Source organism: Candidatus Binatia bacterium, assembly GCA_036563615.1.
Lineage (GTDB): Bacteria > Desulfobacterota > Binatia > UBA12015 > UBA12015 > DATCMB01.
Genome location: DATCMB010000006.1, coordinates 848,416 through 868,383, shown reverse-complemented (window position 1 = coordinate 868,383; position 19,968 = coordinate 848,416). Strand labels below are relative to the sequence as shown.

The following is a 19,968-nucleotide window of genomic DNA, read 5'->3' as shown; positions in this document are numbered from 1 at the left end:
AGGCGCGTGAGTCGATGCGCGCGAGCCGGGCGGAGCGTCAAGCACCCGTCGGACGGCGGACGCCGCAGCCGCCGGCCGCGCAGCCGGTTCCGCAGCCGGCGCGCAGCGGATCCGCGACCGCGTAGCCGAGCGCGTCGAGCTCGGACTCCGACACCAGGTAGACGCCGCGCACGGGACCGTCGCAGTGCACGCAGGCGTAGCCCGCGTCGTCCGCCGCGTCCGCGGCCACGTAGACCACCACCTCGCGCTCGCAGCGCGGGCACGGCGCGACCGGCACGCTCGCCGCGTCGGACAGCAGGACCTCGCGCGCGTCGTCAGCCATTGGCCTCTCCTGCCGCCGGCGCGTGCGCGTGCGCACGCGCGGACTCGGGGTCGTGCTCGGGCTCGCTCAAGCCGAGCGCCGCGATCTCGGCCTGCATGCGCTCGCGGTGCGTCGCCGGCCAGTAGATCCGGCGGCAGCGCGGACAGCGCTGGAACTCTTTCTGCGTCGCGCGGACGTACTCCGGCACCGTCTGCGGCACGCGCTCGAGCGGCAGCGCCTCGACCTCGACGTTGCACTCGACGCAGCGCGACGGCCGCTGCTCGACGCCGCCCAGCGGGAAGATCCGGTCGAGCTCGCGCAGCTGGTCGCGGAAGCGGTCCGCGGCGAGGCGCACGATGCGCACGCGACCGCGCGGGTCGCGCAGGCGCGCGTCGCGGGTGAGGACGATGCGTCCCTCGCGCGCGGCGAGCGTCAGCAGGCGGGCGCCCGGCATCTCCGGGCGGTAGGCCGCGTCGAAGCCGAGGATGCGCAGCCAGCGCGCGAGCCGGCCGAGCATGCGATCGACGGCGAAGCGGGGCTGCACGGAGACGACTCTAGCTGCGCGACGCCGCGCCGGGCAACGTCGCCTCGTCGGCCGGTGACGACGTCGCGTCACCGCTCTGCGACGGGGGAGCGGTATCAACGTGTGACGACGGCGGCGGTGCCGTGCTCGCCGCCTGCGCGAGCGCCGCGAACGGATCGTCCGCGTCGTCGACGATCTCGCGCAGCCGCGCGAGCGACGCGCGCAGGTCGCCCGCCTGGCGGTAGATCGCGTCGAAGGCGTCGAGCTCCTTCAAGTACGCGTAGTTCGCGAGGATCACCGCGTTGTTGACCGGGATCGGCGTGCGCCGCCGCGGCGTCGGCTGCGTCGCGGCCGCCGGGAAGGCATCCGCGCCGTCGAGCTCGCCGCGCTCGATGGCGCGGAAGATCTTCTCGCGCGCGGCGAGCACCTCGTCGACCGGACGCCCCTCGCGCGCGCTCGCCTCGTAGAGCGCGCGCAGCTCCTCGACCGCCGTGGTCCACAGACGCGACTCGGCGAGCGCCTCGTCCCAGCCCGCGACCGCCCGGCGCGTGGTCTCGGCGTCCTCGCCGTCGCGCGCGCGGAAGAACTCGATCGCACCGACGTGGCCGACGAAGGTCGCGAGCGACTCGTTGAACTCGGTCTCGCCCGAGACGTACCAGGTGCGGTGCAGCAGCTCGTGGATCAGCAGCTCGGTGATCCGCACCGGATCGGCGCGCAGCCAGCTCGACAGCACCGGGTCGTCGAACCAGCCGAGCGTGCTGAAGGCGACCGACGGACGCACCCAGGTGTCGTAGCCCTTGCTCTGCAGCCGCTCGGCCTCGGCGCGCGCGTCGGCCTCGTCGAAGAAGCCCTTGTAGTCGACGTCGCCGACGATCGGGAACCACCAGGTGTACGGCTCGAGCCGCGTGCGCTCCGCCGCCGACACGACGTGCAGCAGCGCGCCGGGCGGCACGATCGAGAACGACGCGTACGCGTCGCCCACCGCGAGACCGAGGCGGTCGCGCGCGAAGCGCCGCACCTCGAGGACGAGCTCGAGCTTCGCGCGCGTGTCCGGGTCGAGCTCGGGCTTCTCGAGCAGCGACTCGATCGATTGCCGCGAGAGCAGGATGCGTCCTTCCTCGTACGCCGAGCGCAGCACGTAGAGCGGCGAGCAGCCGCCGCAGCCGACGAGACACGACAGCGCACCGAGCAGCACCGCGACGCGCGCGAGCAGCACGGCGCGACGCTCAGGACGACGCAGCACCCGCACCCGAACCCGCCGCGCGCGCGTCGCGCAGCCCCGCGTACTGCAGCTCGTAGAGCCGTGCGTAGATCTTGCCGAGCGCGAGCAGCTCGGCGTGCGTGCCGACCTCGCGCACCTCGCCCTTGTGCAGGACGACGATCCGGTCGGCGCGCTCGATCGTCGACAGACGGTGCGCGATGACCAGCGCCGTGCGCCCTTGCAGCAGGCGGTCGAGCGCTTCCTGCACGAGCTGCTCGGTCTCGGCGTCGACGCTCGAGGTGGCTTCGTCGAGCACCAGGATGCGCGGGTCGTACGCGAGCGCGCGCGCGAACGCGAGCAGCTGCCGCTGCCCCACGGACAGGTTGTTGCCGCGCTCGCGGATCGGCTGCTCGAAGCCGCGCGGCAGGCTCGCGACGAGCTCGCTCAGGTTCGCGGCGCGCACGACCTCCTCGAGGCGCTCCTGCGGCAACGGTCGCCCGAGCGTGATGTTGCCGGCGACGGTGCCCGAGAACAGGAAGGCGTCCTGCAGGACGATGCCGATCTCGCGCCGCAGCTCGTGCAGGTCCCACTCGCGCACGTCGACGCCCGACACCTTCACGCTGCCGCGCGAGACGTCGAAGCTGCGCCCGAGCAGCTTGATGATCGTCGACTTGCCCGAGCCCGTCGCGCCGACCAGCGCCACCGTCTCGCCGGGACGCACGTCGATCGAGACGTCGCGCAGGACGTACTCGTCGCCCTTGTAGGCGAACCAGACGTTCTCGAAGCGGATCGCGCCGCGCTCGGGCGAGTCCGGCGGGACGCGGCGCGGCTGCGCGGGCGACGCGATCTCGAGCGGCGTGTCGAGCAGCTGGAAGACGCGCTCGGCCGCCGTCATCGCCGACTGCAGCACCGCGTACTTGGTCGAGAAGTCGCGGATCGGCACGAAGAACTTCTGGATGTACTCGATGAACGCGACCAGCGTGCCGAACGCGACCACGCCCTTCAGGATCTGCCCGGAGCCGTACCAGACCACCAGCGCCATCGAGATCGAGCTCACCGCCTCGACGATCGAGAACAGCGCCGCCTCGTAGATGTTCGACATGTGGTTGGCGTCGCGGTGCGCGGCGTTGTGCTCGTCGAACTCGCGGAAGGTCGCCGCCTCGCGCGCGAAGAGCTGGATCACCGGCATGCCGGAGATCGCTTCCGACAAGAAGCTGTTGATGCGCGCGATGCGCTCGCGGATCAGGCGGTAGGTGACGCGCGCGCGCTTGCGGAAGAAGTCGATCGCGATCAGCAGCAGCGGCACGACGGACAGCGTCACGAGCGCGAGCCGCCAGTCGATCCACAGCATGATCGCGACGATGCCGACCAGCGTGAGCCCGTCCATGAAGACGGTCATCGCGCCCGAGGCGAACATCTCGGTCAGCACGTCGACGTCGGTCGTGAGACGCGTCACCAGACGCCCGACGGGATTGCGGTCGAAGAAGCGCTGCGGCAGGCGCTCGAGGTGGCTGAAGAGCGCGACGCGCAGGTCGGCGAGGCTCTTCTGCGCGACCACCATCGTCAAGTAGTACTGGTAGTACAGGGCGACGAACTCGCCGACGACCGCGAGCGCGAACAGGATCGCGATGCGCGTCAAGCCGGCGACGTCGCCGGTCTCGACGTAGCGGTCGATCGCGATCTTCAGCAGGTACGGCTGGACGAGCATCAGCGCCGAGATCACCGGCAGGATCGCGATGCTCAGCCAGAAGGTCCTGCGGTACGGGCGGATGAAGCCCCACAGCCGGCGCAGGAGCTCGGCGTCGTACGCGGTGACGCGCTCCTCCGCGTGGATGCTGTCCGACGGCGTCTCCGCGCGACGGACGGCGCGCTTGTCGGCGGGACGCGTCAAATCGCCTCCAGCTCCTCGGTCAGGCGCTGGCGCTGGAACAGCTCGGCATAGAGGCCGCCGCGCGCCAGCAGCTGCTGGTGGTCGCCGCGCTCGACGATGCGGCCGCGGTCGAGCACGAGGATCAGATCGGCGTCCTGCACCGTCGACAGACGGTGCGCGACGATCAGGCACGTGCGCCCGCGCCGACGCTCCTCGAGCGCGCGCAGGATGCGCTCCTCGGTCTGCGTGTCGACGCTCGAGAGCGCGTCGTCGAGCACCAGGATCGGCGCGTCGGCGAGCAGCGCGCGCGCGAGCGTCACGCGCTGCTTCTGGCCGCCCGACAGCGTGATGCCGCGCTCGCCGACCATGGTGTCGTAGCCGCGCGGGAAGTCCTCGATGTCGTCCGCGACCGCCGCCCAGCGCGCCGCCTCGCGCACGAGCCGGTGCGCTTCCTCGTCGTCCGGATCGAGCTCGGACAGCGCGAACGCGAGGTTCGCGCGGATCGAGGTCGAGAACAGAAACGGATCCTGCGGCACGAAGGCGATCGCGCGGCGCAGCGTCGCGAGCGGGTAGTCGCGCACGTTGCGGCCGTCGATGCGCACCTCGCCCTCGGTCGGATCGAAGAGCCGTGGCAGCAGGTTCAGCAGCGAGGTCTTGCCGGCGCCCGCGCGGCCGACGATCGCCACCGTCGCGCCTGCGGGGATGTGCACGTCGATGTCGCACAGCACCTTGGGCGAGGCCGGCCCGGGGTACGCGAACGACACGCCGCGCAGCTCGATCTCGCCGCGCGTGATCGCCGGCGGCGCGGCAGCGCCGTTGCCAGCCGCGGTGCGCTCGCCGTCGCCGTCGCGCGCGGCGACCGCGTCGTTCGTCGGCATGACGCCCGGCGCAGCCCCGTCGGACGCGGCGACGCTCGGCGCGGCGCCGTTCGCCGCAGCCGCGTCGAGGTCGACGATCGGCACCGCCCACGCCGGACGCGGCACGCCCGGCGGATCCGCGATCGCCGGCTCGACCGCGAACAGCTCCTCGAGGCGCTGCATCGCCGCGCGACCGCGCTGCAGGGTCGAGAGCATCCAGCCGAGCGCCATCGTCGGCCACGCGAGCAGGTGCAGGTAGCCGATGAACGCCACCAGGTCGCCGATCGTCAGCAGACCGCGCGCGACGTGCCGCCCGCCGAGCCAGAGCACGACCAGGATGCCGAGCGCGCTCACCGAGCGGATCACCGGCGCGATGATGCCGCGCGCGCGCCCGAGCTCGAGGCTCACCTCGCGGAAGCGATCGTTCATCGCGCGGAAGCGCGCGATCTCGTGCTCCTCGCGCACGTACGCCTTGACGACGTGGATGCCGCTCACGTTCTCCTGCACGAGCGAGCTCATGTCGGCGAGCCCCTCCTGCACGCGCAGCGTGCCCTCCATCAGGCGGCGGCTGTAGCGCTTCACGACCAGCAGCATGATCGGGTACGGCGACAGCGCCGCGACCGTCAGCAGCGGGTCGATCGAGACCATGATCGTCACCGCGTAGAGGTAGTAGAGCGGCGTGTTGAGCAGGTTCAGCACGCCCGGCCCGAGCAGCATGCGCACCGCGGAGATGTCGTTGACCAGACGCGACATCAGATCACCGGTCGGGTGCACCTGATAGAACTGCCAGGGCAGGCGCTCGAGGTGGCGGAAGAGGTCGTTGCGCAGGTCGTACTCGACGTCACGCCCGACGTTGAAGATCACGAAGCGCGAGAACGTGCGGACGACGCCCTGCGCGATCGCGATCACGATGACGGCGAGCGCGTACCACGCGGCCGTGCTCGCGCTGCCGGCCGTACCGGCCGCCACGTTGGCCGCGACCGGGATGCTGTCGACCGCGCGCTTGAGCAGCACCGGGATCGTCATCGCGAGCGTCGCGGTGCCGATCAGGCACAGGCAGCCGGCGACGTAGCGCGCTCGGTAGCGGGCAAGATACTTCCAGAGGCGGCGCATCCGATCCCACTGTCTCTAGCGTACGCGTCCTGCTCAGCACAGGAGCGCCGCTCGAGCGCCGCGCTAGCGCTTCGTGATCAGGTGCGCGACGTGCTCCGGGATCGGCAGCTGGCTCTGCCCGCCGGTCTCCCACCAGCTCGCGGTGAGCGTGCGGGGCGCGCCCTGGCTGCGCTTCCACACCTCCTCGTACGTCCGCTTGTACGCCGTCCGCTGGATCCGCCACTGGCCGTCCTGCTTGACGTACTCGTCGGTGTAGAAGGCGGCGCCGCGCAGCTCGAAGTCGCGCGACGGGTCGACCACGACGTCCTCGAGCGCCCACACGCCGCGCGCGGTGGTCGGGCTCGTCAAGTCGATCTCGGGATGGTGCACGCGGTGGCTCGAGAGAAAGCTCGGCGACCCCATCGAGGCGCGGAAGAACGCGAGGATCGCGTCACGACCGTGGAATTCGTACTTCCCCGCGCTGTACGACGCGACCGCGTCCTCGGTCAGCGTCTCCGCCATCTCGTCCCACAGCTTCTGGTCGAGGCAGCGCATGTACTTGTACTTGAGCCGCTTGATGAGCTCGATCTCGACGAGGTCGGCGGGCGTCATGCGACCGTGCTAGCCGGGTCGTCGAGCGCAGGTCAATCGCGCCCAGCGCAGCGCCGAAGCTCGGACGAGCGGCCGCCGCAGCGCGCCGCGGCGCGCGTCAAGCAGCGCGCAGGTGCTCGCCGGTGACCTCCTCGTACACCGCGAGCGTCTCGGCCGCGGCGAGGCTCCAGCGAAACTGCGCCGCGCGCTCGAGCCCGCGCTCGCGCAGCGACGCCGCGAGCTCGGCGTCGTTCAAGACGCGACGCACCGCCTGGCGCAGCTCGCCGATCTCCGCGACCGGCACGAGCAGCGCCGCGTCGCCGGCGACCTCGCGGACCGCGTCCGCCGCGGTCGCGACCACCGGCGTGCCGCACGCGAACGCCTCGACCACTGGCAGGCCGAAGCCCTCGTAGCGCGTCGCGAGGACGAGCGCCGCGGCGCCGCGGTAGAGCGCCGGCAGCTCCTCGTCGCGTACCACACCGGGCAGCACGATGCGGTCGCGCGCGGCGGCGCGCTCGATCGCTTGCCGGACCGCCGGATAGGCCGCGCCGTTCGCGACCGGTCCCGCCAGCACGAGGCCGAGGCTCGCGTCGTCGCGTGCGATCGCGTCGAAGACGTCGATCAGCTCGGGGACGCGCTTGCGCGGATCGGCGCCGCCGGTGTGCAGCAGGTAGCGCTCGGGCAAGCGCAGCCGGGCGCGCACCGCGGCGTCGTTCGGCGCGGGCTCCGGCGAGAAGCGCGGCGCCGCCGCGAGCGGGATGATCGAGATCTTCGCGCGCGGCACCGCGAGCTCGCGCACGAGCTCTTCCGCCGTCACCCGCGACGGCACGATGATGCGCGACGCGTGCGCGATCGCGAGCCGCTCGAGCAAGCGCATCGTGCGGAAGCGCGCGCGTCGCGCGCGCGCCCGCAGCGAGTCCGGCGTCCCGGCCTCGTACCAGGCGCCGTGGCGGTGCAGGACGACGTCGTGCACGCTCACCACCGTGCGCACGCCGAGCACGGCGGGCGCGTCGGTCTGCGCCGGGAAGTGCACCGCCGCAGGACGCCGCGCCGAAAGCCACGCCGCGAGCTGCGCGTGCTGGTGGAGGTGCGTCGCGAGCGGGCCGCGTCCGCCGAGCGCGCGCGGGACGTACAGCAAGCGCGACGGCGAGACCCCGTGCAGCAGCTCCGCGCCGCGCTCGACCAGCATGCGCAGGCGATCGGGCGCCGCCTGATGGTCGAGCTCGGTGGCGAGCGCGGCGACGTAGGTGCCGATGCCGCGTCCGCCGTGCTCCTTGAAGCCGACCTGGAGACCGCGGGCGTCGAACCAGACGGCTCGCGCGTCCTCGCGCTGTCCTGCTCGCTCGCTCACGGTCGAGCGGCGGTTTAGCGGACGCGGTGACGCAGGAAAAGCGCGCCCTTGCGGACGCGGCGCGAAGCGGCGACAAGCGCCGCGTGACGATCCGCGACCGCAGCGTCCATGACCTCGCGCGCGCGCGCCGCGGCGGCGTGCCCCTCGCGCGCGTCTCCCGCGGCGGCGTGGCCCTCGCCCGCGCGGCCCTCGCCGGCCTGCTCGTCGTCGCGCCCGCGTGCGACGCGGGTCCGGCCGGCGACGGCGCGCCCGCGCCCGCGACGCCGACGATCGGCGCGCAGCCGCAGGCGTCCGCCGAGTCGACACGCGTCGAAGAGACACTCGCTGCTGGGACGCGCGCTGCAGAGACGCATGCCACGGCGACGCACGCCGCGCCGACGCCGCCGCCCGCCGCCTCCCCCGCGCCCGGCGTCTCGCTCCTCGACCTGCTCACCACGGGCGGGCTGCTCGAGCGCGCCGCGTGGTCGACGCCGCGCGTGATGACGCAGTCGGTGCGCCTCGAGACGCAGCCGCAGCCGGGCTTCGTCAAGGTGCAGGTGCCGCCCGCGGGCGCGGTGCTCGAGCTCGACTACGGCGTCAAGCCGGAGCGCTGGAGCGACGTGCGCAGCGGACCATTCCGCTTCGCGATCGCCGTGCTCACGCCGCGCAAGGGCAACGACCGCGGCGGACGTCAAATCGTCTTCGAGCAGCGCATCGACCCGGCCCGCGTGCCCGCGGACCGCCGCTGGCACGAGGCGCGCGTCGACCTCGACCCCTTCGCCGGCAGCGAGATCATGCTCGTCTTCATGATCGACACGCCGACGCTGGTCGAGCCGCCCGGCGACCTCGCCGGCTGGCGCGATCCGCGCATCGTGCCGCGCGAGGGCGGCGACGCTCAGGCCACCTTGGCCTCGCCCGACGGCACGCGCAGGAACGCCGACACGCCGACCAGGTAGCAGGCGAGCCCGGCGAGGATGACGGCGTTGAAGCCCGCCGTCATCGCGAGGATCGTCGCCAGCACCGAGGCGACGACCGAGCAGAAGCCGTTCACCGCCCAGCACCAGGCGACGTACTGCTCGTGGTACGGCGTCAGTGCCGACACCGAGCGCAGGCCGATCGGCATGAAGGCGCCGAGACAGAAGCCGAGCGGCGTCAGCACCGCGACCGTGATCAGGACGCGCAGCGCGAACGGCCAGCCGACCGCGACGTCGACCAGCGGCGTCAAGCCAAAGCGGTAGAACACCACCATCACGATCAGCGCGCCGAGCAGCGCCGCGAACACCCGGTTGCGGTCGGTGCCGTAGCGCTCGCTCGCGAGGCTGCCGAGCCCGGTCGAGACCAGCAGCGAGAACAGCGTGATGGTCAGCGAGTAGGTCGGGTAGCCGAGGAACAGCGTCAAGCGCTGGATCAGGCAGACCTCGATCAGCATGAAGCCGAGCCCGAGGCCCGCGAAGTAGAGGCCGGCGTTCAGCTTGTAGGGGATCTGCGCCCAGACGTCGCGCACCACCGCGAGCGGCAGCAGCAGGAACGCCGCCGCGAACGCGGTGCCGATCGCGAGCAGCACGAGCAGTAGCCGCTCGCCGACGCCCTCCTCGACGTTCAGGCGGATGTCGTCGTTGCCGTACAGCACGGAGTCGAAGCCGACGAAGTGCCAGAAGAACGGCGAGTCGTCGGTGATCGGACGGACCTTGTACGGCCAGGAGTCGTAGAACGCCTCGCGCTCCTCGCCCTCGAGCGTGATCACCTTGGTGACCGGGCTCTCGGGGTCCGACTGCTTCCACGTGTAGACGACGCGCGTACCCTCGATCTGCGCCGCCGTGTCGAGGAACGTCTCGATGTCCGCCTCGGTGAACGGCCGCTTGCGGATCAGGATGGTCGCCGACTCGAGCTGGCCGAAGCCGGGCGACACCGCGACCAGCACGTGCCGGTCGAAGTCGCGGATGCCGAGCTCGGCGAGCGCCTCGCGCGCGGTGCCGAGGTAGCGCACGACGCGGTTCGGCTTGGTCGCGAACTCGATCTCGCCGAACTGCGCGCACAGGATGCCGTTCTCGTCGAGGTGCTCGAGCGCCTCGACGATCATCTCCTTGGTGTAGAGGTAGCTCTCGGAGAGCACGAAGGCGCCCGAGGTCGCCGCGTTCATCGCGGCGTAGCTGTCGGGCGCGACGAGCCAGATGAGGTCGAACTCCTTGCCCGTGCTCTTGAGGTACGAGCGTCCCTCGGCGTTGACCAGCGTCACCTTGGGGTGACGCGCGATGTTGCCGGTGAAGTCGGCGAAGTGGTCGGTGAGCAGCGACACCGTCACCGGGTTCAGCTCGATGCCGGTGATGTGCCCCGCGCCGAGACGCAGCGAGGCGAGGATCTCGTTGCCGCCCGCCGCGCCGATGATCGCCACGTGGGGCTCGGGCCCGAGGAGACGGAACGGGAACGAGCGATCCATCTTGTCGTAGCGCCCGAGCGAGGACGGATCGCCGTCGTACTGCAGCATCGAGGAGCCGAGCGTGCCGTCGTGGACGAGGAAGTTCGTCGGCGGCACGGCGCCCGGCACCGGGACGACGTCGACGCGGAACACCGGGCTCCACTGCGAGAAGATCGTCGGCGCGTCGCCGCCCTTGATGCGATCGCGCACCGGATCGGGCAGCGCGCCCGGGAACAGCACGCCCACGAGCAGGCAGATCGCCGCCACGGTCGCGGGCACCGTCGCCGTGCGTCCGGTCGCGCGCGCGAGCGGCAGACCGGCGAACGCGAAGGCGAGCCCCGCGAGGAACACCGCGCCCGGCGGCGAGATCCAGCGGATCGCCGGGATGACGATCATGCAGCCGAGCGCCGCGCCGAGCAGGTCGATCGCGTAGAGCCGGCTGATGCGCTCGGTGTGCGCCGCGAAGATCTTCGCGAGCGCGATGCCGGCCGAGAGGAACGGCACGAACAGCGTCGCGCAGACGAGCGTCAGCTTCGCGAGCTCCAGGGTCACCTCGCCCCAGTGGCTGCCCTGGACCATCCACATGACCATGCGGAAGAGGTTCAGGCGCAGCAGCGCGATCAGGAAGTAGCCGCCGAGCACCGCGATCGCGGCGGTCAGCGCGCAGCCGAGCACGAGCCGCTCGACGCTGGCGCGCCTCAGCCGCGAGACGATCGCCACCAGCACGCCGCCCGAGCCGAGCCCGAGCAGCGCGATCCCGATCACCAGGTAGGTGAAGTAGTAGACGAGCTTGTACGAGAAGACGCGGGTGTAGGAGACCTCCAGAAGGATGACGGCCAGGGAGATGAAGAAGGTCTCGAAATAGAGCTTGCGTGGCATGCGAAGGAATTCAGAAGCGCCCGCGGCGAAGGTCCGCTCTCTGTAGCGGGCTTCCGCACCGTCGTAAACCCCGCTCGTGGTGGTTGCCGGAGCGCAACGTCGGCAATTGCGGGCGCCGCGCACGCTGTGCGAGGATCGTCGGCCATGCCCGCAGGTCCCGGCATGACTGCGATCGATCCGCTGTGGTAGGAGCCGGCCCGTACCAATGTCCCGCCGTTCCAGCGATTCCCTTCTGATCATCCCGGCCTTCAACGAGCAGCGCTCGATCGGTGCGGTGATCGACCGCGTGCGCGCGACCGGCCTCGAGCTCGACGTGCTGGTGATCAACGACGGCTCGCGCGACGACACCGCCGAGATCGCCCGCCGCCACGGCGCGACGGTGGTGTCGCACCCGTTCAACCTGGGCTACGGCGCCGCGCTGCAGACCGGCTACAAGTACGCGATCCGCAACGGCTACCGGCACCTCGTGCAGATGGACGCCGACGGCCAGCACGATCCCGCCTACATCCCGAGCCTGCTCGAGCCGGTGCGCGCGGGCGAGGCCGACGTGGTGATCGGCTCGCGCTTCATCGAGGCGACCGGCTACCAGATGGGCGGCGCGCGCACCGTGGGCCGCGTCTTCTTCCAGCGGGTCCTGGTCTGGTGCGGCGGGCCGCACATCGCCGACCCGACCTCGGGTCTGCAGGCGCTGTCGCGCAGCGTGGTGCGCTTCTGCTGCTCGGACTTCTACCCGTTCGACTTCCCGGACATCGACGTCCTGCTGCTGCTCCACCGCCAGGGGTTCCGCATCCGCGAGGTCCCGGTGACCATGGCGCCGAGCCCGCCGCAGCGAAAGCCGATGCACTACGGGCTGCGCGCCGTCTACTACCCGTACAAGATGCTGCTCTCGACGTTCCGCAGCATGTTCATGCCGCGCGTCAAGCTCGCTTCCGACTGAGCCGACGCGAACGACCGGCAGAGGATCGCCATGAACCAAACGACCATCGACGTCGACGCTCTGCGCCGGCTCGCCATCGAGCAGCCGGAGGCGACGAGCACGAGGATCCTGGCGCTGCTGCTGTGCACCGCGTTCCTCGTCGCGGTGCTGGTGCTGGTGCGGCGCGGGCGGCTGCGCGAGGAGTACACGCCGATCTGGACGGTGGTCGCGGTCGGCACGATGGTGCTCAGCATCTGGTTCGACGCCGTGCGGCTGCTCACGCGCCTCGTCGGCGCCTGGACGCCGAGCTCGACGCTGTTCTTCTTCGGCCTCGTCTTCCTGCTCACCGTGTGCCTGAACTACGCCGTGCGCCTCTCGGGCCTGAGCCTGCAGGTCAAGCTGCTCGCGCAGGAGGTGGCGCTGCTGCGCCAGCAGCTCGCGGCGACGTCCGGCGGCGACGGCGAGCGCGCCGCCGGCGAGCAATGACCGAGCAGCTCGCCTTCTGGGAGACGGGCGGACGCTACCGCCCGAGCGACCACCCGGTGGTCGAGCTGTTCGCGCGCCAGCGCGTCGAGTACCTCGAGGCGCGCGGCGCGCTCGACGGCGTCGCGAGCCTGCTCGACGTCGGCGCCGGCAGCGGCTTCTCGAGCGCCTACTACCCCGAGCGCATCCGCGTCGTCGCGTGCGACTACGCCTCCGGGATGCTGACCGGCAACCCGGTGCGCGACCGCGTCCGCTGCTCGGCGACGCAGCTTCCCTTCGACGACGGCGGCTTCGACGTCGTCACCTGCTGGGAGCTCCTGCACCACCTCGACGATCCGGTCGCGGCGCTGCGCGAGATGTGGCGCGTCACGCGGCGGCGGCTCGTCGTGTTCGAGCCGAACCGCATCAACCCGGGTCACATCGTGCTCGGGCTGACGCGTGAGGAGGAGCGGCGCTCGCTGCTGTTCTCGCCGGGACACCTGCGTCGGCTCGTGCACGCGGCGACGGGACGTCGCGCGCGACCGCAGCGCTGCGGGCTGCTCTTCCCGAACGTCACGCCGCTGCCGATCGCCCGGCTGCTCACCCGCCTCCCCTATCGCGTGCCGTTGATCGCGATCTCGCAACTCGTCGTGCTGGAGAAGGATTGAAGCTGCCCGGCTCCGGCCGCAGCGCGACGTGGTGCGCGCTGCTCGCCGCAATCGCCTACGGCCTGGTCGCGCTGTTCGTCCTGCGTGCGGTGCTGCCGTCGCCCGGACGGCTGCTGCCGTACCCCGAGCTGCTCGACTGGAACTCGACGCCCAAGGCCGATCTGACGCGCCTCGACCACCGCGACCAGTCGATGGTGGTGTCGGTGGTGATCCGCAACGCGGCGCTGCTGACCAGCGAGCCGTGGAACCTGCTCGACGGCTTCGGGCAGTGCTACCCGATGCCGCGCTCGTACACGCTCGGCGAGCACATGTTCGGCACGGGTCTGCTCGCCGCGCTGCCGTACGCTCTCACCGGGGATCCGATCCTCACCTACAACCTGACGCTCTGGCTCACGCTGTGGATTCCTGGCTTGACGATGTACGCGCTGTCGTGGGCGTTCACGCGCAACGCGGCGGCGGCGTTCGTCGCGGGGCTGCTCTTCGAGCTGGTGCCGAGCCGCATCGTCGACCCGTCGCATCCCTACGTGCACGGCGACCTGTGGGCGCCGCTGATGCTGCTCTTCCTGCACCGCCTGTTCACGGTCGGACGCCTGAGCGACGCGGTGCTGTTCGCGCTCTTCCTGAGCCTCGAGGTGATGGAGAGCCTCTATCCGCTGCTCGCCTGCGCGTTCCTGGTGCTGATCTACGGCACCCACCTCGCGTGGCGGAGCCGGACGCGGCTCGTCGCGCTGCTGCCGAAGATCGCGGTCGCCTCCGCGCTCGTGCTCGCGACCGCCTGGGTCGTCCTCGGCCCCTACCTCGAGACGCGCGCGACCTGGGGTCTCCTCGAGGGCCGCAGCTCGACCATGCTGCAGTTCCGCGACTACCGCTGGGGATCGATCTACTTCCCCGGCGCGCTCGTCCTCGGGCTCGCGGCGCTCGGCATCGTCGACCGGCTGCGCCGCGCGCGCCCGCTGCGCGGCGACGACCCGCGGCTCGCGATGCTGCTCTGCGGCTTCGTGCTGGTGTGGGCGTCGACGAGGGGGATCCCGATCCCGTTCACGGACGTCCTCGTGCCGTCGCCGATCGTGGCGCTGAAGCCCTACGTGCCCGGGCTGAGCGCGGTGCGCGCGCTCACCGCGGTCGGCATCGTGTCGAACCTCGCGTGGGCCTTCCTCGCCGGCTACGGGATGCTGGTCCTGATCGAGCGGCGCGGACGCGCGCTCGCGATCGGGAGCGCCGCGGTCGCGACCGCGCTGGCGCTCCTGTCGCTCTACTTCCCGCCCTTCGCCGGGCCGATGTACGCCACGCCCTCGTTCCGCCTGGCCGCCTGGCAGGCGAGCCCAGACGCGCGCGACGTCGCGCTGCTGCGACGGGTCGCCGAGGGCGCGGTGCTCGACGTGCCCTTTCCCGAGATGGAGGGGCGCAACAGCATCAGCCTCGCGCAGCACCTGCTGCTCAACGCGTACGACCCGCGCGCCACCGCCGCCTGCTACAACTCCTTCGTCACGCCCGCGCTGCGTCAGGTGAAGCGCCTCGCCGAGCAGCTTCCCGACCGCCGCGCCTCCGACGCGCTCGCGGCGCTCGGCTTCGGCACCGTCATGGTCGAGAAGGATCGCCTCCTGCCGGCGGCGCTGCAGGGGCTGCTCGACGGCCTGCGCGACCTCGACAACTGGGAGCGCATGCGCCCGGTCGGCCGCTCGGCGCGCTTCTTCGCCTACCGCCTCTCGACACCGACTCCCGTGCGCACCGACTTCTCCTTGCTCGCGCCCGCGCCCGCGGAGCCGCTGCGCGTCGAGCGCCGCGGCGCGCGCGTCACCCTCGACGTGCCGTTCGCGAACCGCGGCGCGGAGATCTTCCGCCACCCCGACCCGCTCGTCCCCTCCGAGCTCGTGGTGCGCTGGCGTCACGCCGACGGACGGCTCGCGCAGGAGATCCGCGCGCGCGAGCTGCTGCCGCTCGCGATCGCGCCGGGCGCGGAGCTGGAGGTGCCGATGGACCTGCCGACGCCGGAGCAGGCGGGCACGTACGAGCTCGCGATCGCGCGCGCCGAGGAGCCGGAGGTCGTGCTCGCGACGCGCACGGTGGAGGTGGTCGACCCATGAGCGCTCTCGCCGCACGGATCATCCGCGACGCGCGCTCGCGTCCGGGCTCGGTCACGCGCGGGTCGCCGGGCAAGGCGGACCATGGTAGCGTCGCGCGGATGCTTCGGCGCCGGGCCGTACGCACCCTCTTCCTGCTCCTCACGCTGCTTGCGATCGGCGCGTCGGCGCGCGCGACGACGCCGCCGGCGCCGCAGGCCAGCGCCAGCGGCGCGCCGGAGAGCGCCGCGTCCGCGACGGCCGCGACCTCCGCGCCGCAGGCGAGCGCCGCAGCCACACCGGCCGCGAGCGCCGGCGCGAAAGCGAGCGCGTCCGCGACGAAGGCCGAGCGCCGCACGTCCTGGGACCTGATCGTCGCCCTCGCCGCCGCGGGCCAGCCGCCCGAGGGCGTTCAGCTCGTCTACCGCGGCGCGCACAAGGAGACGCGCGCCGGCGTCCGCATGGCCTCGCCGAGCAGCATGTCGATGCCGGTCGAGGTGCCGCCCGAGGCGGAGCTGGTCTTCGGCGTCACCTTCCAGGCGGCGGCGTTCATGACCGAGCTGCCGGAGCTCGCCGAGCCGGGCCGCGTGCAGATCGAGCTCGCCGAGGCCGACGGCAAGACGCACGTCCTCTACGACCGCCGCATCGACATCCGCAACGTTCCGACGGACCGTCGCTGGTTCGACGAGCGCATCGACCTCGCGCCCTTCGCCGGCAAGAAGGCGACGCTCACCTTCCGCGTGCTGAACGAGGGCGACGCCGCGAAGGCGAAGGAGACCAACGTCTACCTCTCGACGCCGCGCATCGTGACGCGCGCCGGCGACGCCGCGCCCGGCCTCAACGTGCTGCTCATCACGATCGACTGCCTGCGCGCGGACCACGTCGGCGCCTACGGCTACCCGCGGCCGACGACGCCGACGCTCGATCGCCTCGCCGCCGAGGGCGTGCGCTTCGCGCGCGCCTACGCGAACGCGCCGATGACGCTGCCCTCGATCCCGCAGCTCTTCACCTCGACGCTGTTCCCGACCAAGGACGACGAGACGTTCCTCGAGCCGGTCGCGCAGGCCGGCGTGCCGAGCGCCGCGGTGGTGAACCAGGTCTGGATCCCGCTCTGGCTCGGTCAGGGCAAGCACGCCGAGCCGCCCGGCACCTTCGACGTCATGATCTCGGGCGACCTCGACGCGCGCGCGATCGTCGACCGCGCGCTCACCTGGCTCGAGACGCACCGCGACGATCGCTTCTTCCTCTACCTGCACTTCCTCGACGCGCACACGCCGTACGGCCCGCCCGCGGACCAGATCCGCGCGTTCGCCGACCCGGCCTACCAGGGCAAGGTGGGCGACACCTTCTCCGACGTCGACGGCGCCGACGCCGGCCGATACGACGACGCCGACAAGCAAAAGATCATCGCGCTGTACGACAGCGCGCTGCGCTACATCGACGACCAGATCGCGCGCGTGATCGAGTTCCTCGAGAAGAGCGGCGAGCTCGACCGCACGGCGATCGTCGTCACCGCCGACCACGGCGAGGAGTTCTGGGATCACGGCCGCTTCTTCCACGGGCAGAGCCTGTACGACGAGCTGCTGCACGTGCCGCTGATCGTCCGCGTGCCGGGGCTCGGCGCGCCGGGCACGGTCGTCGAGCGTCCGGTGCGCATGCTCGACGTCGGGCCGTCGCTGCTCGACTGGGCGAAGCTCGAGCGTCCGGCGACGTTCACCGGACGCGCGCTCGCCGAGGTGGTCGCCAACGCCGACCTGCCGGCGGACGAGATGGTCGCGACCGCGACGCAGGCGCAGTTCCCGACGCGCTACGCGGTCCGCAGCGGCGACCTCAAGCTGATCGAGAGCCTCGACACCGGCAAGCGCGAGCTCTTCGACCTCGCGAGCGACCCGGACGAGCGCCACGACCTCGCGGCGCAGCGTCCGGACGACGTCGCCGCGCTGCAGGCGAAGCTCGACGCCGCGCGCCAGGTGCTGCGCGAGCGCGGCTACCAGGTGAAGGTGGTCGGGCCGCAGTCGGGCAGCGTGCCGGTCGAGGTACGCCTCTCGAGCGAGCCGCGCAGCGGCACGTTCCTCACCCTCGACCGCACCTCGCCGCACGGCGACCCGCGGCTCACGCTGTCCGCCGACGGCGAGAAGCTCACCGCCAAGGCGACGGTCGACGCGCGCGGCACCGGCTTCCGCTTCGACCGCCTGCTGAGCCCGCGCAACATCCAGCGCGACGACAAGATCAGATTCGAGGTTCTGGTCTCGGGTTCGCCGGTGTCGCGCGCCGTGCTGGCGCTCGGCCCGAACGGCACCGCGGCGTCGAGCGACGTGGTCAACGTCGCGGATCCGGCGTTCACCACGACCACGGAGCCGGACTGCGAGGCGCCGCCGAGCGGCGTGCGGGTCTGCGTCTGGCGCTACCCCGGCGAGAAGCTCGGCGAGATGCCCGAGATCGAGAATCCCGAGCTGCGCGAGAAGCTGCGCGCCCTCGGCTACCTGCAATGACCCAGGGCTCGCCGCGGCACGCGCAGCGCGACGTCCCGCGCGAGCACGGGCCGCGCGACGCGGCGCCGCCGCGCGCGTCGCGCGCCCGCGTGGTCGGCGAAGCGCTCCTTGCGGCGCTGCTCTACGCGCTCGCCACGCCGTGGGTGCTGCGTCCGTGGTTCCTCGCGCGCGACGCGTTTCCGCACGCGCCGGGTCCGTACGGCACGATGGCCGACGCGGACCTCTACCTGAACGTCTGGATCCTCGCGTGGATCGCGCACGCGGTGCTGACGAATCCGGCGGCGCTCTACGACGGCAACATCTTCCACCCGGCGCCGAACACCATCGCGGGCTCGGAGAACATGCTCGCGCACCTGCCGGTGACGGCGCCGGTGCTCGCGCTCACGGGCAACGCGCTCACGATGCTCAAGGCGCTCGTCTTCGAGAGCTTCGTGCTGTCGGGCGTCGGGATGTTCCTCTTCGTCCGCCACCACACGCGGAGCTTCGCGGCGGCGCTGCTCGCGGGCGCGGCCTACACCTTCACCTCGTTCCGCGCCGCGACCATCCCGCAGCCGCAGTACCTCGGCATCCAGTACCTGCCGCTCGCGCTGCTGTTCGTCGACCTCTGGCTCGAGCGGCGGCGCGCGGTGATGCTCGTCGGGCTCGCGGCGTCGATCGCGCTGCAGGCGCTGGCCTGCGTCTACGTCGGCTTCTTCACGCTGATCGCGGTGCCGGTGTACGCGGCCGTGCGTCTGCTCGGGATGCGCGAGCGTCGCGCCGGCGCCGTCGCGGGCCTCGCGGTGGCCTTCGCCGGCGGCCTCCTCGCGCTCGTGCCGGTCGCCCTGCCCTACCTGCGCGCGCGCGCCGAGGGCATGATCCCCGCGCACGACCCGGCGATGATCCGGGCGTTCTCGCTGCCGCCCTGGGACTACTTCTCCTCGCGCTTCCTCGAGCGCGCGGGCCTCGTGCCGCTCGCGCTCGTCCTCGGCGATCTGCTGGTGCGGCTCGCTAGCCGCTTGACGGGCGTGGCGCGGCGTCTCACGGCGCCCGAGCGCGCGCTCTGGGTGGTCGCTGCGACCGCCGCCGTGCTCGCGACGGGCCCGGTGCTGGAGATCGGCGGGCTGTCGATCCCGATGCCGTACCTCGCGCTCTACGAGCTCGTGCCGGGCTTCTCGTCGGTGCGCGTCCCGCTCCGCTTCGTGATCCTGATCGCGATGGCGCTCGCCGCGCTCGCCGGCTTCGCGTTCGCGCGCTGGACGCGAAGCGTCTCGCCTGCGCCGCGCACCGGCTTGGCGCTCGCCCTCGTGCTCGGCTGCGTCGTCGCCGCGGCGCCGCGTCCGACGCCCGTCGTGCCGGCGCGGCTCGGCGACGCGGCGCCCGAGGTCTACCGCTGGCTCGCGGCGCAGCCCGGGTCCGGGTCCGTGCTCGAGGTGCCGAGCAACGCGAGCGCGGACGACGTCGTCGGCAACCTGCGCAACGGCCGCTACATGGTCGCGAGCACGATCCACTGGCGTCCGCTGGTGAACGGCTACACCGCGTACCCGCCGACGTCGGCGCCGCTCCTCGCCGCGGGGATCCGCGAGATGCCGCGCCCGGACGCGATCGATCTGCTGTCGCGCGTCTCGGACCTCGAGTGGGTCATCGTGCACCGCAACGAGATGACGCGCGAGGAAGCGCAGCCGTGGCGCGAGCGCGAGCTGCCGGGGCTCGAGCTCGTGCGAAGCTTCGGCGACGTCGACGTCTACCGCGTCACGCGCGCGAGCGGACCGTCGCTCGCGGACGAGGTGCTGGCGCGCAGCCGCAAGCCCGCCGCCGACACCCTGCAAGGCACGCCGACCACGCCGCTCGCTCCCGCGTGCCGCCGAGCGCGCCTCGTCTCCGTCGCCGCCCCACCGCAGATGATGCCGGTCCCGCTGCCGCGCCGCGTGCCGGTGACGATCGCCAACGACAGCGATTGCCGCTGGCCGGCGCTCGGCGTGCGCGGCGAGGGGCTGGTCGCGCTGACCTACCGCTGGACGTCGCCGTCGGGCGCGCAGCAGCCGCCGGGACCGCCGTCGCGCCTGCTGCACGACGTCGAGCCGCGCTCGACGCTCGACACCACGCTGCTCGTCACCCCGCCCGCGGGCGAGCTCGGCACCTGGCAGCTCGACGTGCAGCTCGTTCAGGACGGGCTCGACGCGCCGCTCGCGAGCGTGACGGTGCCGGTCGTGCTGCGCGAGCCGCGCCAGCGCGAGCAGACGCGACGCGATGGCGTCAAGTAGAGACGACGCGCCGCGCGCGCACCGCGGCGCGCTTGCGAACCCCCACGTCCGGAACCTAGTGTCGCGCTCC

At 72.3% G+C, this 19,968-nt stretch carries 15 protein-coding genes; 7 read left to right on the top strand and 8 right to left on the bottom strand.

Annotation, left to right across the window (positions count from 1 at the left end; genetic code table 11):
* Positions 1 to 37: 37 nt before the first annotated feature.
* The 7 genes from VIS07_06690 to VIS07_06660 all read right to left on the bottom strand — a co-directional run bounded on the left by VIS07_06690 (position 38) and on the right by VIS07_06660 (position 7,786).
* Positions 38 to 322 carry a hypothetical protein gene (locus VIS07_06690; protein ID HEY8515180.1) on the bottom strand — a complete coding sequence of 95 codons (285 nt, stop codon included), beginning with the start codon at positions 320 to 322 and terminating at the stop codon, positions 38 to 40.
* Positions 315 to 845, bottom strand: a complete 531-nt coding sequence (locus VIS07_06685) for a Mut7-C RNAse domain-containing protein (GenBank protein HEY8515179.1) — start codon at positions 843 to 845, stop codon at positions 315 to 317. Before VIS07_06685 ends, VIS07_06690 begins: the two co-directional genes overlap by 8 nt.
* Before the next feature lie 10 nt (positions 846 to 855).
* The gene (locus VIS07_06680) at positions 856 to 2,040 is read right to left on the bottom strand and encodes an aminopeptidase (GenBank protein ID HEY8515178.1); all 1,185 of its coding nucleotides are present in this window, start codon (positions 2,038 to 2,040) and stop codon (positions 856 to 858) included.
* Positions 2,041 to 2,050: 10 nt separating this feature from the next.
* Complete coding sequence (locus VIS07_06675) at positions 2,051 to 3,916, bottom strand: ABC transporter ATP-binding protein (protein ID HEY8515177.1); 1,866 nt, start codon at positions 3,914 to 3,916, stop codon at positions 2,051 to 2,053.
* Positions 3,913 to 5,865 carry an ABC transporter ATP-binding protein gene (locus VIS07_06670; protein HEY8515176.1) on the bottom strand — a complete coding sequence of 651 codons (1,953 nt, stop codon included), beginning with the start codon at positions 5,863 to 5,865 and terminating at the stop codon, positions 3,913 to 3,915. The genes VIS07_06675 and VIS07_06670 overlap by 4 nt, the downstream gene beginning before the upstream one ends.
* A gap of 63 nt (positions 5,866 to 5,928) precedes the next feature.
* On the bottom strand, positions 5,929 to 6,456 hold the full coding sequence (locus tag VIS07_06665; GenBank protein ID HEY8515175.1) for a nuclear transport factor 2 family protein: 528 nt from the start codon (positions 6,454 to 6,456) through the stop codon (positions 5,929 to 5,931).
* A gap of 97 nt (positions 6,457 to 6,553) precedes the next feature.
* On the bottom strand, positions 6,554 to 7,786 hold the full coding sequence (locus VIS07_06660) for a glycosyltransferase family 1 protein (GenBank protein HEY8515174.1): 1,233 nt from the start codon (positions 7,784 to 7,786) through the stop codon (positions 6,554 to 6,556).
* Positions 7,787 to 7,869: 83 nt separating this feature from the next.
* Here VIS07_06660 and VIS07_06655 point away from each other — a divergent pair, with 83 nt between their 5' ends.
* On the top strand, positions 7,870 to 8,721 hold the full coding sequence (locus VIS07_06655; protein ID HEY8515173.1) for a hypothetical protein: 852 nt from the start codon (positions 7,870 to 7,872) through the stop codon (positions 8,719 to 8,721).
* Here VIS07_06655 and VIS07_06650 read toward each other — a convergent pair.
* On the bottom strand, positions 8,661 to 11,060 hold the full coding sequence (locus VIS07_06650) for a hypothetical protein (GenBank protein HEY8515172.1): 2,400 nt from the start codon (positions 11,058 to 11,060) through the stop codon (positions 8,661 to 8,663). The genes VIS07_06655 and VIS07_06650 overlap by 61 nt on opposite strands.
* A gap of 205 nt (positions 11,061 to 11,265) precedes the next feature.
* Between VIS07_06650 and VIS07_06645 the strand changes: the two genes are divergently transcribed.
* From VIS07_06645 to VIS07_06620, 6 genes are read left to right on the top strand one after another with little or no spacing between them, the layout of a single operon-like run.
* Positions 11,266 to 11,997: a glycosyltransferase family 2 protein gene (locus VIS07_06645; GenBank protein HEY8515171.1), complete on the top strand. Its 732-nt coding sequence runs from the start codon at positions 11,266 to 11,268 to the stop codon at positions 11,995 to 11,997.
* A 30-nt stretch (positions 11,998 to 12,027) separates the two neighbouring features.
* A complete protein-coding gene (locus VIS07_06640; protein HEY8515170.1) occupies positions 12,028 to 12,462 on the top strand; it encodes a DUF2304 domain-containing protein in 435 nt (144 codons plus the stop codon).
* Positions 12,459 to 13,106, top strand: a complete 648-nt coding sequence (locus VIS07_06635; GenBank protein ID HEY8515169.1) for a class I SAM-dependent methyltransferase — start codon at positions 12,459 to 12,461, stop codon at positions 13,104 to 13,106. Before VIS07_06640 ends, VIS07_06635 begins: the two co-directional genes overlap by 4 nt.
* Positions 13,103 to 15,190 (top strand): hypothetical protein, encoded by a 2,088-nt coding sequence (locus VIS07_06630; GenBank protein ID HEY8515168.1) that lies wholly within the window; start codon positions 13,103 to 13,105, stop codon positions 15,188 to 15,190. The genes VIS07_06635 and VIS07_06630 overlap by 4 nt, the downstream gene beginning before the upstream one ends.
* The gene (locus VIS07_06625; protein HEY8515167.1) at positions 15,187 to 17,658 is read left to right on the top strand and encodes a sulfatase; all 2,472 of its coding nucleotides are present in this window, start codon (positions 15,187 to 15,189) and stop codon (positions 17,656 to 17,658) included. The genes VIS07_06630 and VIS07_06625 overlap by 4 nt, the downstream gene beginning before the upstream one ends.
* Complete coding sequence (locus tag VIS07_06620; protein ID HEY8515166.1) at positions 17,655 to 19,898, top strand: hypothetical protein; 2,244 nt, start codon at positions 17,655 to 17,657, stop codon at positions 19,896 to 19,898. Before VIS07_06625 ends, VIS07_06620 begins: the two co-directional genes overlap by 4 nt.
* The last annotated feature ends 70 nt before the right edge of the window (positions 19,899 to 19,968 follow it).